Below are 15,850 nucleotides of genomic sequence, written 5' to 3'. Positions count from 1 at the left end.
GTTCACCCTCACAGTTGATACCGGCGCATTCGGGTCTGGATGCCGAAGAGGTAGATGCAGACACCGATCAAGATTATGGCGAACATGGCGCCAGCGATGGCGGAGCCCATATGCGGGTCGCCCAGTTGCAGCTGGAAGCCAAAGAAGGTGCGGTACATGAAGGTGCCGAGGATATCGGTCGAGAAATCCGGTCCTGCCAGTGCGCCTTGCGAGACGTAGATCAGGTCGAATGCGTTGAAATTGCCTACAAAAGTCAGGATTGAGATGATTCCGATTGAAGGAATGATCAACGGCAGTTTGATCTTCCAGAATGCCGAGGCTCCGGTGATGCCGTCTATTTCTCCGGCCTCAAGGATCTCTTCGGGGATCGACAGCAGGGCGGCATAGATCAACATCATCGGGATGCCGACGAATTGCCAGACCGAGACAAGCGCCAGTGTCGTCAGCGCGTATTCTTCCTTGCCCAGCCATGGTGCAAACAGAGACTTAAGACCAACGGCGTCCAGCATCGAAGGTGCAATGCCCCAAAGCGGGGACAAGATTAATTTCCACGCGAATCCGACAATGACAAAGCTCAGAATGGTCGGAATGAAAATCGCGGACCGGTAGAGCGCCGCAAACCGCAGGCGGGGATGCGAAAGTAGTGCCGCCAGAGCGATACCGATTGGGTTCTGCACCAGCATGTGGATCAGGAAGAACCAGAAGTTGTTGCCCAAAGCGTTCCAGAACTGCTCGGACCAGATTGGATCGAAGAACAGGGTGCGGAAATTCTGCAGGCCCACGTAGATACGTGTCTGATCAACCTCGGTGAACAGTGCGAGGCGCAGAGTGTTGAACAAGGGGAAGATCATCACCGCCGTATAGACCAACACCGCAGGGGCGAGGAAAACGGCAATGTGCCAGCGTATGCGGCGGGTCTGCATGGGAATCTCCGGGGAAAAAGGTCCGGACGCGACGCGGCGGTCGCGTCCGGTGTGAGTGGCCTAGGTGTTACTGATGCGGTGCGTACCAGCTGGCCAGACCGTCTTGCAGTTGCTGACCCAGCGCTTCGGGTGTCTCTGCACCCTTGATGGCTGCAACGGATGCACCCCAAGTCTCGTTTTCGAGGTTCGGCGTGCCGCGCGACAGGATTTGGTAGGTCGAACGGATCGTGCTTTCGCACTCTTCGCGCCAGCCAACGATTTCTTTGGCCAGTGGATCTTCCAACTCGACCGGAGTGCTGGATAGCGGGAAGAAACCGGGTAGGGCGTTACCGAATATGCTGGCAAACTCGGGGCTTGCGACCCAAGCCAGGAAGGTGCGCGCAGCTTCTTGGTTTTCGCTCGCGGCGTTCATACCGATGCCGATATCAGTGTGGTCCGAAATATAGCAGGTATCGCCCGCGTTCTGGACCGGTGGCTTAAAGGCGCCCATTTCAAAATCGGCCTGCGTGTTGAAGCCCGAGATTTCCCAGCTGCCTGCTGGATAGACCGCTGCACGACCCAGCGTGAACAGGTTCTGGCTGTCGGGATAGGTTTGCGCTTCATACCCGTCGCCCAGATAGTCCGCCCATTTGGCCAGCGTCGCATATGGGGCAACCCACTGGGGATCGGTCAGCTTTTGCTCGCCTTTGATCAGCGCCTGACGGCCTTCTTCACCTTTCCAGTAGTTCGGGCCGATGTTGTTATAGCCCATTGTGGCGGCTTCCCACTGATCATTGGTGCCCATCGCCATCGGGATATAGGTGCCGTCTTCCTTGATCTTGTCGAGGGCGGCAAAGAATTCAGCCTCGGTGGTAGGAACTTCGATGCCCAGCTCGTTGAACGCATCCTTGTTGTAGATGAAGCCGTGAATCACCGACGCCATCGGGACGCAGAAGCTGGCCGAACCGTCATCGGTTTGCCAGGCAGATTTGGCGACGTCGGAGAAATTGCCCATAGCGTCCAGATCGGACAAATCCGTCAGGTGGCCGTCTTCATAAAGCGCGAGCGACGCATCAAACGGACGGCAGGTGATCAGATCACCAGCCGATCCGGCCTCGAGCTTCGAATTCAGAACGGCGTTGTATTCCGCAGGGGCAGAGGGCGAGAAAATCACTTTGATGTCGGGGTGCTCGGCTTCAAAAGCCGGAATGATTTTTTCCTGCCACAGAGCCAGATCGTCATTGCGCCAGCTTTCGATTGTCAGGGTGGCCTCCTGTGCATAGGCGCTTGTGACCAAGGCCGTACTCATCAGAGCAAGGCTCAGAACTTTGCGTGTCATTTGGTTTCTCCCAGGTTGATGGTTTCTTGGTTTTGCTTAATCCGCTCCAGGGCGGGACGGAGGTGATCATTCGCGTCGTGCAATATGGCCTGTGCCTCGCCCAGCGTCGGGACCCCTGCTGCAAGCAAGGCGGCGCATTTCAGATTGCCGCTGGCCGTCATCAATGCTGTTTCGGCTTGTTCGGGGTCAACGCCGGCCAGTTGACAAACAATCCCTTTGGCGCGGGCGCGGAGCTTATCATTGTCAGCACGCAGATTGATCATCATGCCGTCCTGAATATGCCCCAACTCCATTGCCATCAGGGTCGACAGCATGTTCAGCGCGATTTTTTGTGCCGTGCCTGCCCCCATGCGGGTCGAACCCGAAACCAGCTCGGGCGGTGTGGAAAGCAGAATGGGGTGATCAGACAGCCGCAACAGTTCGGTATCGCCGTTATTCGCGATCCCGACGATAGGGGCACCCTTGTCGCGCGCGATCTGGGCTGCGGCAACAGTATACGGCGTCGTACCGCTGGCAGAAACAGTGATCAAAGTGTCTTTGGGGGACAGATCCACAAGATCACGAGCAAGAGTGCTGGTCGCATCTTCAGTATCTCCGGGCATCTCGACACCCGTTGGCATACCACCTGCCATATGAATGCGTATTTGGCTTGGAGGTATTGAATAAGTTCCGCCGAGTTCCAGTGCATCCGAAGCGGCCATCAGGCCAGATGATCCCGCCGCGAGATAATGCAAGACACCACCCGTGCGGATCGTTTGCGCCATTGCTTTTGCTCCGGTGCAAATGGGGGTGAGCGAGGTGAGCGGGGTGGTCGCGGCCTCAGACTGGGATCGAGCCAGCAACTCGGCAACTTCGGCCAAGGGGCGCGCGTCTAGCCCGATCGCATCCTTGTGCAGTTGTTCCGTTACTGGCGTGGCCACGTGATTCTCCCCTCAGTTCTGGACATCATACCTTTTAGATACCATTAGTCTACCATTTTCTTTTTGTGTCGATATGTTTCAGAATTTCAGCCATAATTCTGCAATTTGGTCGCAATTGGGTCTTCAAAAACTTAAATAGGTATTATAAAGGTATTTCTATGAGTCGTCTTGCTGATACCATAGTGCTCGCTGTAGATGGCGGTGGTACGCGTTGTCGTATCGCTGTTTCTGATGGCTCTGTTGCTCGCCAAGTTGAGGTGGGGGCTGCGAACGTCTCGACCGATTTCGAAGCAGCTTGTGCCGAGCTGAATCGCGGTATTGCGGATCTGGCCAAGCAAGCCGGATTAAATGGCGCACAGATTGCAGGGACGTCGGCCTATTTGGGGTTGGCTGGGATCACTGGCAAAACGCTGGCAGAGCGACTCGCAGCGAGGCTGCCGTTCGAACGCGCCCGAATTGAAGATGACAGGCCCTCCGCATTGAGGGGTGCGCTTGGGTCGAAAGATGGTTTCGTGGCGCATTGTGGTACGGGGTCGTTTCTCGCGTCGCAGAGAGATGGTCAGATTCGCTTGGCCGGTGGCTGGGGGCCGGTATTAGGGGATCAAGCTTCGGCGCAATGGGTTGGCCGGCAGGCTTTGGCGCGCACTCTCGATTGTGTCGATGGCATCGCGCCGACCTCCGACATGGCGAATGGTCTTTTGGCACGCTTTGATGGTGCCGCCGGGATTGTAGGGGCTGCATCCATGATGACGCCCACCGAGTTTGGTGCGCTGGCCCCTGTAGTCACGCTTAGCGCTGAGCAGGGGGATGCGCTTGCGCGCGCTATCATGGAGGCCGGTGCACGATATCTGGCGGATCAGATCGAGGCGATGGGCTGGAAGCCCGGTCTATCGATTTGTCTGACCGGGGGGATCGGTCCGCAATACGCGCCTTACCTTTCAGAGATCATGCAGCAGGACCTGACTGAACCACTAGGCGATCCATTGGCCGGTGCAATCGCGCTGGCCCGTGCGTTTCATGAGGAGATCGAACATGAGCGTTGCTGACTTCCTGAAACCTGAAGGATGGCTGGGTCAGACCGCTGGTCCGCGTTATGTGCAATTGCGCCATCGGTTGGAGCAGGGGATAGAAGAGGGCATTCTAGCCCCGAACAGTTCACTTCCACCCGAACGCGAGATCGCTGAGCTCACGGATCTGTCGCGCGTCACGGTGCGAAAGGCGATTCAGGAATTGGTGCGCAAAGGTGCGATTGAACAGAGGCAGGGTTCAGGCTCATTCGTGCGTCAGCCCGTTGCACGGGTTGAGCAATCATTGTCTCACCTGACCTCGTTTACCGAGGATATGGAGCGACGTGGTTTTGAAACAACATCAACCTGGTTGGAGCGCGGGGTGTTTCTGCCTTCTCCGGACGAGATGTTGGCACTAGGGCTATCGACCAATGATCAGGTCGCCCGAATTCATCGTTTGCGCGCTGCCGGAGGACGGCCAATGGCGTTAGAGCGTGCAGCTTTGCCACTGGATATCCTGCCCAACCCGACCGAAGTCACTGGGTCCTTGTATGCGTTCCTGGAAAGATCCGGGAACCGTCCGGTGCGCGCGATCCAAAAGATCTCGGCCATCAACCTTGAAGCCACCGAGGCATGCTTGCTTGACGTTGCAGAGGGTACAGCGGGGCTGCGCATTCAGCGTACCTCATACCTCGAAAGCGGGCGCGTCGCCGAACTCACCCGATCCATCTATCACGGCGATGCCTACGATTTTGTGGCAGAGCTGCGTCTATCAACCTGAAAGGCGGGACATATGTCCACCGAAAAAACTCAAATGCGGCGGGAAATCAACGAGATACCCTTTGCCGTTGATCGACTTTTAACCGAAGGTGCCAGGGCGATCTCCGCGACTGCTGGCGCGATCCGCGAGCATGATCCTAATTTCCTGATCTCAGTCGCACGCGGATCATCGGATCATGCCTGCAGCTATCTGAAATACGCGTCTGAACTGCTGCTGGGCCTGCCCATGGCGTCGGTCGGGCCGAGCGTCAAATCGATTTACGGGGTAGACATGCGCTGCCCCGGCGCTCTGTGTATCTCGGTGTCACAATCGGGCCAAAGCCCAGACATCGTTCAATTGACAAAATCCCTGACTGAAGGCGGATCATACTCGGTTGCAATTACCAATGATACGGGATCGGCCTTGGCCAAGGTCGCCTCTTCGGCTCTTTCGATCCACGCGGGCGCTGAACTGAGCGTGGCTGCCACCAAAACGTTCGTCACCTCTCTGGTTGCCGGGCTTTGGTTGTTGGCCGAGGTCAAGGGCGATGAGGAATTGCTGTCTTCGATCCACAAACTGCCGGATGTTTTGTCGCGCGCGATCACATGCGATTGGGGTGCTGTCGTAGACGCCGTTGATGGCCAATCACTTTTCACGCTTGGGCGTGGCATGTCCTGGGCAATTTCGAATGAGGCGGCTCTGAAATTCAAGGAAACCTGCCAAATCCACGCGGAAAGCTATTCCTCGGCCGAGGTATTGCATGGTCCGGTTTCGATTGTCGATCAGGGGTTTCCAGTGATTGCCTTCGCCTCAGGTGATGCGGCCGAGGCCAATATTGCCGAGGTTGCAGATGCGCTTGCGGGCAAAGGGGCAAAGGTCTTTGCGACAACCAACAAGGTGGCTGATGCTGCGTCGCTGCCGCATGTGCGCACATCGCACTGGATGACGGACCCGGTCGCCTCGATTGCGTCTTTCTACGGTATGGTCGAGGCAGTAGCCACGCGGCGCGGTATCAACCCTGATGCACCACGCCACCTGCGGAAAGTGACGGAAACGGTATGACCGCTGCGACGATCACCTTCGCCGGAGGGCCGATTTTCGACGGCGAAATGCTGGTAGAAGGGCACGCGGCCCGCTTCGTCGACGGGAGGTTGGATTGCATATTGCCCGAATCTCAACTGTCTGCGGGTGAAGTGATCGAGAACCTGTCGGGTGACATTCTCAGCCCCGGTTACGTAGATTTGCAGGTCAATGGAGGCGGAGGTGTCATGTTCAATGATGATCCGTCTGTCGAAACACTGCGGCATATCGCAGGGGCACATCGCCAACTTGGGGCGACATCGATCTTGCCGACGTTGATTACGGATACACCTGAAAAGACCAGAGCCGCCATTGCGGCCGCAACGCAGGCCATCAAACAGGGGGTGCGAGGGATTGCAGGGCTGCACCTTGAGGGCCCGCACCTGTCCGTGCGTCGCAAAGGCGCGCATGACGCTGCACTGATCAGGCCCATGGAAGGTGCCGATCTTCAGCAACTGTTAGATGCAGCAAAGGTGCTGCCTGCGCTCATGGTCACGATTGCACCCGAGAGTGTCACGACGGCTCAGGTCGAAACGCTTACCAAAGCGGGAGTCATCGTCTCAATGGGGCACAGTGATGCTGCGTTTGAAACCTGTGTGACGTACGTTAAGGCAGGCGCGCATTGTGCGACGCATCTGTTCAACGCCATGAGCCAATTGGGCAACCGCGAGCCCGGCCTCGTTGGCGCCGTCCTTTCCCAAGGTGCAATGTCCGCAGGTCTGATCGCAGACGCGATTCATGTTCACTCAGAGACAATGCGCGCGGCCTTCGCCGCCAAGCAGGGGCCGGGCCGCCTGTTTCTGGTCAGTGACGCGATGGCCGTCGCCGGGACAGACTTGACCGCGTTCAAGTTGGAAGGACGCATCATCCAACGAGAAAACGGCAGGCTAACCTTGCAGGACGGAACACTGGCTGGGGCTGATCTTGATCTGACCACTGCCTTGCGTGTGTTGACGACAAAAGTTGGCATATCTCTGCCCGATGCCTTGGCAGCGGCAACGCGCATTCCCGGAGATATCATCTCGCAAAGAGCCATCTCTGATCTGAGCACGATCACGCAGGCCATTCGAATTTCCCCGGATCTGTCACAGGCCCGACCGGTTGTTGCAGGTTGAACGCCATTTTTGGCGAAACTCATGACACCACAGATTTCGCATCTCGCCGCAGCCGCTGCGGTTGTGTAAGACGTTAGGCAAACGCGGTTTGGGAATGTCCTAATGTTTCAAGATATTGGCAAAATCGACATGAGGGCGGCCGCCCGGACTTTGCCATGACCCAGAAGCGAGGCGTTTTCATTGGGCAGCGCAAGGATCGTATGGGCGCGCGCCTGTTAATGATCCTGACCTGTATTCGTCTGGCTGAAGATTTTGAGACCGACTACCGCGTGAACTGGTTCCCACAGGGCGCGGACGCACCGGAACTGGATCAGCCCGAGGAGCTGTTCACTTCTGATTGGATGGATGCGCATTTTCTTAATCAGCCAGAGTTCGACGCACTGAATGAGACCGCTCAGCCGATTTGGGCTTTCCAGAACGACCCATCGCCAGAGCGGTTGATGGACCATTTAGCCTCGGGCCGTTCGGTACTGGTCGAAGAAGGGTTTGAGGTGCTGGCGTTCCCTTGGGAGGATATCGAAGCCATCCGCCCCCGTTATCGCGATTTCATCCGCGGTGTTGGGTTCGTCGATAAGGTTCGTCAGATCATGGATCGGGCGGATGAAAAACTTTCAGGGCAGGGGGTTTCTGCCTATCACATCCGTCGTGGCGATATCTTGAATGGATTGCCGTGGAAACACTCAACCTGGCCCGCCAAGATCGAGCCCGAAGAGTTTTATGAGGCCCATCTGGAAAAATCCAGGGGCCAGACGGCGATCATGTTCTCAGATCAGCCCGAGTTGATCGTACGGTTTAAGCAGCGGTTTCCGCAGCTTATGCAAATGTCGGACATTGCTGATTTGTCGGGTCTGACACGAGCGCAACGAGACTTTCTGGAACTCTACGCAATGTCGCGGGCGGATCAGGTGATTGCACCTTATATTTCGGCCTTTTCGATGGCAGCGGCGCGGATATCGGGGCAGCAGCGCAAGGTGTTTCGCGATGTATTGACTGAGGAGGAATTGCAAGGGGCGAATGAGCGCGTCATCGAGCGGGTCGCGCAAGGACCGGCAGAGTTTCTGAACCCATCGGAGGCTGCGCATATCTATGCAAAAGCGGCGCAATATCTATCGGCTCAGGATCGCTGTGAAGAGGCGTATGAAAGTGCCAAACCCATCCTAGACACTGGGGCCGACAACGCCTTTATGCCGTTGCTGCAATCACTGAATTGTTTTTACCTGTCCAAGTGGCAGGAAAGCGAGACGCTTGCCCGTGAGGGGTTGGAGAATCCGCATCTCTGGCCCGAAGATTATGCAGTTATGTGCGCTTTGCGTGGCGCCATTCTGGGTGTGCAGGGCAAACGCTGGGCGGCGACACGGCATTTCGCAAAAGCGTTCTGGGCCAAGCCATTACGGCCGGATGTTGTAGTGCTGGGGTCCAGAATGTTGTACCGGTCACATCTGGCACATCGACTGCTGCCGCCGGTCGACTGGTCGTTGCAGCGCATGGTGCGTCAGCGCCGTTTTCCACCGTTCAACAATCTTTATCTTGTTCAGCACAAGGTGGTATCATGGCGGCCGTGCAACTTTGATTTCGTTCTGCTGGATTGGGCGGAACTGGCGCTGGATCAACGCGCAAGACGTCTGTTTGATCAGCGTAAGAGGCTGGAAGCATTGAGTTCAGCCTTGGACGATCTGCCTGACGTACCCGCAGACGACCCGCGATTGCAGAGCGCGCAGGTGGTACTGCAAAAGCATCTGGGCGAGGTCTCTGACGCGCAGGCCATCGACAGAACACGTCGGATAGTAGCCGAAGTGCCGGAAAATACACTGTATCAGAAACGACTGGCCGAGCTTTATGAAGTGGAGGGCGATGCCGACGCCGCCCAAAAAACAATGGCCGAGGCGCTGGCCTGCGACCCCGAAAGCCCATTTCTTCTGTACGCAATGGGCCGTTTGCTGGAGCGGACGGGCCAGATCGGGCAGGGCGAGAAGCTGATCTTGCAAGCCGCTGATCAGGATGAAGTCAGCGTCGCCATACAGGGTATGGCGGGTCAGATCCACATGCGACGTGGAAACAAGAAAAAGGCGCGGCCGTATCTAGAGAAAGCGCGCGATCTTTATCCGCCCTACAAGCGGTTTACCAATCAGTTGAACAGGATTTCGGGGTAGACGCGGCCCTAGTCCAGCGCAATCTCTTGCCGCAGTTTTCCGGTTGTCTTGTCAAAGATCATAATACGGTTGTCCTCGGTCACGACCGCATACCAGTTGTTGCCGATCGTCAATGCTTGGGCCTTTGCTCCGTCAGGTAACTCGATCTGATCGGGTAGCTTCGGTGTGCGATCGGATAGGCGGATGACAATCAGGGCGAATGTCACTAGAACCCCGCCAATCATAACCGCGGTCAGCAGCATGACCATGCGCCGGAGCAGTCGAAGCTGCGGTGTTTCCTGCGGTTCCTGAGGTTCGGAAGGGACAGTCATGGGCACCCGCCTGATAGAGTTTCAAATCGCGGCCGCTCCGCCGCCCCGCCTTGATAAGGCGCTTGCGCGGGATGTGCCAGCGGAAGAGAACCTGTCGCGTACCCGACTGACACGATTGATCAGCGAGGGGGCAGTCACCGTCGATGGGGCGGTCATTAAAGACCCCAAGGCCAAAATTTCCGAAGATGCACAGATCGGGATTACAGTGGCTGAGGCCGAAGACAGCCATATCGGCCCCGAGGATATCCCTCTGGAAGTTGTCTATGAGGATGACGATCTGATCGTGATCAACAAGCCTGCCGGGATGGTGGTGCATCCGGCTCCGGGCTCTCCGAACGGTACGCTCGTCAATGCGCTGCTTCATCATTGCGGCGAAGATCTATCAGGAGTCGGAGGTGTCAAGCGCCCGGGAATCGTACATCGGATCGACAAGGAAACCAGTGGCCTGCTGGTCGTGGCCAAATCGGATGCAGCGCATCATGGGTTGGCGGCTCAGTTCGAGGCGCATAGCGTCGAGCGCTACTACCGCGCCATATGTTATGGTGTGCCCGATGCCAATGATCCCCGATTGCGCGGGATAAAGGGCGTTAGTTTTGAGCCCGGCAATATTATGCGTCTGACGACTCAGCTGGCGCGGCACAAAACGGATCGGCAAAAGCAGGCTGTGCTGTTTCACGGTGGTCGGCATGCGGTGACACGAGCGCGGATTGTCGAGGTGTTCGGATCGCCCGGTAGCCTATCGTTAGTCGAATGTTGGCTCGAGACGGGCCGGACACATCAAATCCGTGTCCACATGGCACACGCTGGCCATGGCCTTGTCGGTGACCCGGTTTATGGTGGCAAACGCAAGCTGGCAGCGCGCGCGTTCACACCTGAGGCGATTGAAGCTGTGCGTGCATTCCCACGCCAAGCATTGCACGCAGCGGTGCTAGGGTTCGAACATCCCGTTTCCGGCGAAATGCTGCGATTTGAGGCGCCGTTGCCGCAGGATATGTCAACGCTGTTGGAAAACCTGAGAAAGCCGCTGAAATAATCTGCAAAGGCTTGTGAAAATCGCAATTTCAGCTTTCCTTTACATAGGGTTAATTCCAGACTTGTATTAGTTCCTCTTGAATGTACCGGGTCTGGTACCCATATCCCATGTTAAGGGCTTAAACATTTGTCCAAGGGGCAGAAATAAATGGCAAATTATTCAAATCTTCCAGCACCTACACCTGAAGGTGGACTGAACCGCTATATGCAGGAGATTCGTAAGTTTCCTCTGCTTGAGCCAGAGGAAGAGTACATGCTGGCCAAGCGCTGGGTCGAGGAGCAGGATACCGAGGCTGCACATAAGATGGTCACGTCACACCTGCGTTTGGCGGCCAAGATTGCTATGGGATATCGTGGCTACGGCCTTCCACAAGCCGAAGTGATTTCCGAGGCCAACGTGGGCCTGATGCAGGCGGTCAAAAAGTTCGACCCCGAAAAGGGCTTTCGTCTGGCGACCTATGCCATGTGGTGGATCCGCGCTTCGATTCAGGAGTATGTTCTGCGATCTTGGTCGATGGTGAAGCTGGGCACAACTTCGGCACAGAAGAAACTGTTCTTTAACCTGCGTAAGGCGAAGGCGCGTATTGGCGCGCTGGAAGAAGGCGATCTGCGTCCTGAAAACGTGGCCAAGATCGCGGAAGACCTCGGCGTAACTGAAGAAGAAGTCATCAGCATGAACCGCCGGATGTCCGGTGGTGATGCCTCGCTGAACGCGACTGTCGGGTCAGAAGGCGAAGGCACCATGCAATGGCAGGATTGGCTTGAGGATGAAGATGCTGATCAGGCTGGCGACTACGAGGCGCGCGATGAACTGGAAGCCCGGCGCGAGCTGCTTGCCGCTGCGTTGGATGTCTTGAATGATCGTGAAAAAGATATTCTGACCCAGCGCCGTCTGATGGATCAGGCCGTCACGCTCGAAGAATTGAGCACGCAGTACAATGTAAGCCGCGAACGGATTCGTCAGATTGAAGTGCGTGCATTTGAGAAGTTGCAGAAGAAGATGCGAGAGCTTGCGCGCGAGAAGGGCATGTTGAGTTCAAGTTGAGCCGCTCGCATTCGAAGCGCCAACCGGTCTGATCCACGTCAGGCCGGTTTTTTCTTGCCCAAGGGGTATGACAGTCCTGTCCTTCGCTGCTAATGATTGGTGGCGCTAACATCGCGAGGAGATGGTGATCATGCAAAAGCCGGTTCAATGGGGCATATTAGGGGCTTCGAAATTTGCGCTTCAGCACATGGGGCCAGCTATCCACGCCGCTGATGGTGCTCGCCTTGCTGGGCTGGCCACGTCCGATCCGACCAAAGCAGCGCCATTTCAACAGTTTTGCCCCGATATCAGCGTTTTCCATAGCTATGACGCGCTGTTGGCTGATCCGGGGATCGAAGCTGTCTACATCCCATTACCTAATCATTTGCATGTCGAATGGAGCCTGAAGGCGCTGGATGCGGGCAAGCATGTTTTATGTGAAAAGCCGATGACCATGCGGGCTGATGAGTTTGAAACTCTGATTGCCAAGCGGGATCAGACCGGATTGCTGGCCGCCGAAGCTTACATGATCGTACATCATCCGCAGTGGCAATTGACCCGCAATATGATCGCCGACGGAGCAATCGGGAAGCTGGTCCATGTCAGCGGCGCGTTCAGCTATGACAACCGGGCGGATACTGCCAACATTCGCAACCGCGCAGAAACCGGCGGGGGTGGGCTGCGCGATATCGGGGTGTATGTGATCGGCGGCGCACGCTATGCGACGGGGCAAGAGCCGATCTCGGTCAGCGGTGCGATCAGATGGGAGAATGACGTGGACGTCTTCACCGAAATTCGTGCGCAGTTTCCCGACTTTACCTACTCCGCCTACGTCTCGACCCGAATGCATCCGCATCAGGAGATGGTGTTTCACGGCGAAGGTGGTTTGATCCGTCTGACCGCGCCTTTCAATGCGCGTGTATTTGGCGAAGCAAGGGTCGAGTTGCACCGCCCTGGGCTTGAGGTACAGGTGACGCGCTTTCCAGGGGACGATCACTATAAGCTGCAGGTCGAGGCATTCTGCCGCTCAGTCCGCGATCGGGCTGACTACCCCTGTCCGTTGGAATTCGTGCGGGGCACGCAAGAGGTTATCGATCAGGTCTTTGATACAGCTGTATCGCTCTAGCTTGCCACGCCCTTGGTGTCTCGCGTATCCTGTCCCGACCGGATCAGGAGGGTCAAATGGCGGGCGGTTGGGCGCGCGATGGCGCGGTGAGTGAACAGATCGAAGCGTCGATTTCGGATGAGCTGGCGCGGATGCAGGCGCAAAAGCGACCTGTGGGCGAAAGCCTGACCCATTGCGCCGAATGCGAGGAACCGATCCCTGAAAAACGCCGCCTTGCTTTGCCAGGCGTAAAGCTGTGCCTGGACTGCCAGCAAGAGCGTGACAGCAGCTTCAAGACCCGCGGCGGGATCAATCGGCGGGGTTCGAAAGACAGTCAGCTGAAGTAACGCTAGGAGCGTCCTTTGAAGGATCAGCCGCAGAGATCATTACTGCAAAACGGGTTGGTTCTTGGGTTCCTCGCCGCGTTTCTATGGGGCACGCACAGCGTTATCGTGCGGTACCTGACCAGTGATCTCGGCGGGTTACAGATTGCCGTATCACGCCTGTTCATAGCCGCATTTGCGATCTACTGCATGTTGCGGGTGATGAGCGCGCGGGTCTCGGTCCAGTACAGGGATTGGAACTTCCGGCTGGCCGTGTTGTCGACGGTGGTGAACTACATTCTGTTCCACATAGGCTTGGAACATACAGGTGCTGCTAATGCGATGGTGCTTGAGAATACAGCGCCGTTCTTCGTGTTGATTTTCCTGTATTTTTTCGCGGATACCGCCGTTGGCCGGACTGATGTATTGGCGACTCTGCTGGCGATCCTCGGTGTGTTTCTGACCGTTTATCGGGATTTTCAAGGCGGGGGAGAGCCCCTGTTGGGCGATCTGATGGAAATCGGGGCGGGGCTCAGCTGGGCGGTGTTCCTGATTTCCAGCAGCCGCGCGATGCAGACCTCGGAAACTACCGCCGAAAGGTTGAACTTCCTGTTTGGCATCTTTTTGTGTTCGGGCGTCTTGTTGATGCCACTGGCGGCTTTCTCGTTCCAGATGCCAACCGCAAATGATGTGATCTTCTTGATCCTTCTGGGCGTTTTGCCCACCGCGCTTGCCTATTATCTTTGGTACGAAGCCGCCGCGCGCGTGTCGACATTGACGGCGACGCTGCTATTCGCCGCGTCGGTTGTGTTTACCTTTGTCAATTCGGCGCTGTTTCTGGGTGCAACGATCACACCGCTTGCGATTGTCGGCGCGGTTTTGATCGTGACGGCCATTTTCGTGACGACGATGAAATCAACCAAAGAGAAATGAGGCAGCCCTTGCAGGCTGCCCCTTAGATTTGGCGTTCCATCGCTTCCAGTTCGTCAATAAAGCTTGAGATCATCGACAGGCCTTTGTCCCAGAACTCGGGATCGCTGGCGTCCAGTCCGAACGGGGCAAGAAGCTCTTTATGGTGCTTCGAGCCACCGGCTCGTAGCATCTCGAAATATTTATCTTCGAACCCGTCCGCACCGCTTTCGTAGACCGAATAGAGCGCGTTCACGAGGCCGTCGCCGAAGGCGTAGGCGTAGACATAGAACGGAGAGTGGACAAAGTGCGGGATATAGGCCCAGAAGGTCTCGTACCCGTCCATGAATTCGAATGCGGGGCCAAGACTTTCGGCCTGAACGCTCATCCAAAGGGCGTTGATGTCGTCCGGGGTCAGTTCGCCCTCACGACGGGCGGCGTGCAGTTTGCATTCGAAGTCGTAGAACGCGATTTGGCGGACAACCGTGTTGATCATGTCCTCGACCTTGCCGGCCAGCAGCACCTTGCGCTGTTCCGGGGTTTCGGCCTGATCAAGCATTTTGCGGAAGGTGAGCATTTCGCCAAACACGCTGGCGGTTTCAGCCAAGGTCAACGGGGTCGATGACAGCATCTCGCCCTGATCGGCGGCCAATACCTGATGTACGCCGTGGCCCAATTCATGCGCCAGAGTCATTACATCGCGCGGTTTGCCCAGATAGTTGAGCATCACGTAGGGATGAACCTCGGTCACGGTGGGATGCGCAAAAGCGCCGGGCGCTTTGCCGGGCTTCACTGCCGCGTCGATCCAACCCTTCGAGAAGAAGGGGGCCGCGATTTCGCCCATGCGGGGATCGAAGGCGTTATAGGCGTCCATCACGGTCGCCTCGGCCTCGGCCCAGTCAACAATCCGGGTGTCTTCCATCGGCAGCGGCGCGTTACGATCCCAGACTTGCATCACGTCCAGACCAAGCCATTTGCGTTTCAGTTCGTAGTAACGATGGCTCAGCTTGGGGTAGGCGGCCACAACGGCCTCGCGCAGGGCTTCGACCACTTCGGGTTCTACATCGTTCGACAGGTGACGACCGGTCTGGGCGGTTGGCATTTTGCGCCAGCGATCGACGATCTCTTTTTCCTTGGCCTGCGTGTTATGAACGCGCGCGAAGGTTTTAATGTTGCTTTGGAAAACGTTGGCGAGTTCGCGCGCTGCGGCTTCACGCTTGGCGCGATCCTGCTCGGTCAGCAGGTTCAGCGTACCTTCGATATTCAGCTCTTCACCATCGACGGTGAAGGTCAGGCCCGCGATTGTTTCGTCGAACAGGCGTTCCCACGCGTCACCGACAACGCCGAGGTCGTGCAGAAATTTCTCAAGCTCGTCGGACAGCTGATACGGTTTCATCGCACGGATGCGACGGAACACAGGTTCGTATCGCGCCAGATCAGAATTGGCGGCGAAATGCGCGGCCAGCACGTCATCGTCGATGCGGTTCAGTTCCAACGTGAAAAACACCAGCGGAGTGGTGAATACGGTGATCTTCTCCTGCATGTCCGAAAGGAACTTGGCGCGATCCGCGTCGGTGGTCAGTTGATAATAGCGCAGACCGGCAAAGGACATGATGCGCCCGGCGATGGCGTTGATCTTTTCGTTGCGCAGCACGCAGGTCAGAAGGCCAGCGGCGTCCAGATCGGCCAGCTTGCCCTCATAATCTGCGGCAAAGGACGCACATTCGCCTTCCAGCCAGTCCAGATCGCGGGACAGTTCAGGTGCATCTTCCGAGGCGTAGAGGTCCGTCAGATCCCATTCCGGCAAATCGCCCAGATCATCGGCACCGCCGCCTGCATTTGCGTCACGGACGGGAAAGGGAAGGTCGCGCAT

The 15,850-nt window shown here is 56.8% G+C and carries 15 protein-coding genes; 10 read left to right on the top strand and 5 right to left on the bottom strand.

The annotated features are described in order from the left end of the window. Window positions 1-8: 8 nt before the first annotated feature. The 3 genes from AC2FI7_RS01010 to AC2FI7_RS01000 form a co-directional block, all read right to left on the bottom strand. Entirely contained in the window at window positions 9-923 is a 915-nt protein-coding gene (locus AC2FI7_RS01010) for a carbohydrate ABC transporter permease (RefSeq protein WP_010439355.1), read from the bottom strand. Between the two features lie 67 nt (window positions 924-990). After that, window positions 991-2,241, bottom strand: a complete 1,251-nt coding sequence (locus AC2FI7_RS01005; RefSeq protein ID WP_010439357.1) for an ABC transporter substrate-binding protein — start codon at window positions 2,239-2,241, stop codon at window positions 991-993. Beyond that, window positions 2,238-3,161, bottom strand: coding sequence for an N-acetylmuramic acid 6-phosphate etherase (locus AC2FI7_RS01000; RefSeq protein ID WP_010439359.1), 924 nt, complete (start codon window positions 3,159-3,161; stop codon window positions 2,238-2,240). The genes AC2FI7_RS01005 and AC2FI7_RS01000 overlap by 4 nt, the downstream gene beginning before the upstream one ends. Window positions 3,162-3,319: 158 nt before the next feature. Between AC2FI7_RS01000 and AC2FI7_RS00995 the strand changes: the two genes are divergently transcribed. The 5 genes from AC2FI7_RS00995 (at window position 3,320) to AC2FI7_RS00975 (ending at window position 9,273) form a co-directional block, all read left to right on the top strand. Beyond that, window positions 3,320-4,207, top strand: a complete 888-nt coding sequence (locus AC2FI7_RS00995) for a glucosamine kinase nucleotide-binding domain-containing protein (protein WP_010439361.1) — start codon at window positions 3,320-3,322, stop codon at window positions 4,205-4,207. Beyond that, window positions 4,194-4,949 (top strand): GntR family transcriptional regulator, encoded by a 756-nt coding sequence (locus tag AC2FI7_RS00990; protein ID WP_010439362.1) that lies wholly within the window; start codon window positions 4,194-4,196, stop codon window positions 4,947-4,949. The genes AC2FI7_RS00995 and AC2FI7_RS00990 overlap by 14 nt, the downstream gene beginning before the upstream one ends. 12 nt (window positions 4,950-4,961) lie before the next feature. Further along, window positions 4,962-5,990: an SIS domain-containing protein gene (locus AC2FI7_RS00985; protein ID WP_010439364.1), complete on the top strand. Its 1,029-nt coding sequence runs from the start codon at window positions 4,962-4,964 to the stop codon at window positions 5,988-5,990. After that, on the top strand, window positions 5,987-7,123 hold the full coding sequence (gene nagA / locus AC2FI7_RS00980; RefSeq protein WP_010439366.1) for an N-acetylglucosamine-6-phosphate deacetylase: 1,137 nt from the start codon (window positions 5,987-5,989) through the stop codon (window positions 7,121-7,123). The genes AC2FI7_RS00985 and nagA overlap by 4 nt, the downstream gene beginning before the upstream one ends. A 155-nt stretch (window positions 7,124-7,278) precedes the next feature. Next, entirely contained in the window at window positions 7,279-9,273 is a 1,995-nt protein-coding gene (locus tag AC2FI7_RS00975; protein ID WP_496815553.1) for a hypothetical protein, read from the top strand. 8 nt (window positions 9,274-9,281) lie between these two features. Here AC2FI7_RS00975 and AC2FI7_RS00970 read toward each other — a convergent pair whose 3' ends face one another. Then, window positions 9,282-9,584 carry a DUF6476 family protein gene (locus tag AC2FI7_RS00970; RefSeq protein WP_010439370.1) on the bottom strand — a complete coding sequence of 101 codons (303 nt, stop codon included), beginning with the start codon at window positions 9,582-9,584 and terminating at the stop codon, window positions 9,282-9,284. Here AC2FI7_RS00970 and AC2FI7_RS00965 point away from each other — a divergent pair. The 5 genes from AC2FI7_RS00965 (at window position 9,583) to AC2FI7_RS00945 (ending at window position 14,001) form a co-directional block, all read left to right on the top strand. Beyond that, the gene (locus AC2FI7_RS00965) at window positions 9,583-10,617 is read left to right on the top strand and encodes an RluA family pseudouridine synthase (protein WP_010439372.1); all 1,035 of its coding nucleotides are present in this window, start codon (window positions 9,583-9,585) and stop codon (window positions 10,615-10,617) included. The two genes, AC2FI7_RS00970 and AC2FI7_RS00965, sit on opposite strands and share 2 nt — an antisense overlap. 147 nt (window positions 10,618-10,764) lie before the next feature. After that, a complete protein-coding gene (gene rpoH / locus AC2FI7_RS00960) occupies window positions 10,765-11,661 on the top strand; it encodes an RNA polymerase sigma factor RpoH (RefSeq protein ID WP_010439375.1) in 897 nt (298 codons plus the stop codon). A gap of 130 nt (window positions 11,662-11,791) precedes the next feature. Beyond that, window positions 11,792-12,766 (top strand): Gfo/Idh/MocA family protein, encoded by a 975-nt coding sequence (locus AC2FI7_RS00955; protein WP_029621761.1) that lies wholly within the window; start codon window positions 11,792-11,794, stop codon window positions 12,764-12,766. Window positions 12,767-12,822: 56 nt separating this feature from the next. Continuing rightward, window positions 12,823-13,092, top strand: coding sequence for a DksA/TraR family C4-type zinc finger protein (locus AC2FI7_RS00950; protein ID WP_010439380.1), 270 nt, complete (start codon window positions 12,823-12,825; stop codon window positions 13,090-13,092). A gap of 15 nt (window positions 13,093-13,107) precedes the next feature. Beyond that, window positions 13,108-14,001: a DMT family transporter gene (locus tag AC2FI7_RS00945; protein ID WP_010439381.1), complete on the top strand. Its 894-nt coding sequence runs from the start codon at window positions 13,108-13,110 to the stop codon at window positions 13,999-14,001. Between the two features lie 22 nt (window positions 14,002-14,023). Here the strand turns inward: AC2FI7_RS00945 and AC2FI7_RS00940 are convergent, their stop codons facing one another. After that, entirely contained in the window at window positions 14,024-15,850 is a 1,827-nt protein-coding gene (locus tag AC2FI7_RS00940) for a M3 family oligoendopeptidase (protein WP_010439384.1), read from the bottom strand.

Source organism: Ruegeria sp. YTSA064 (genome assembly GCF_059610325.1).
Note: the sequence above shows the minus strand (reverse complement) of the source record. Positions and strands in the feature narration are given on the sequence as shown.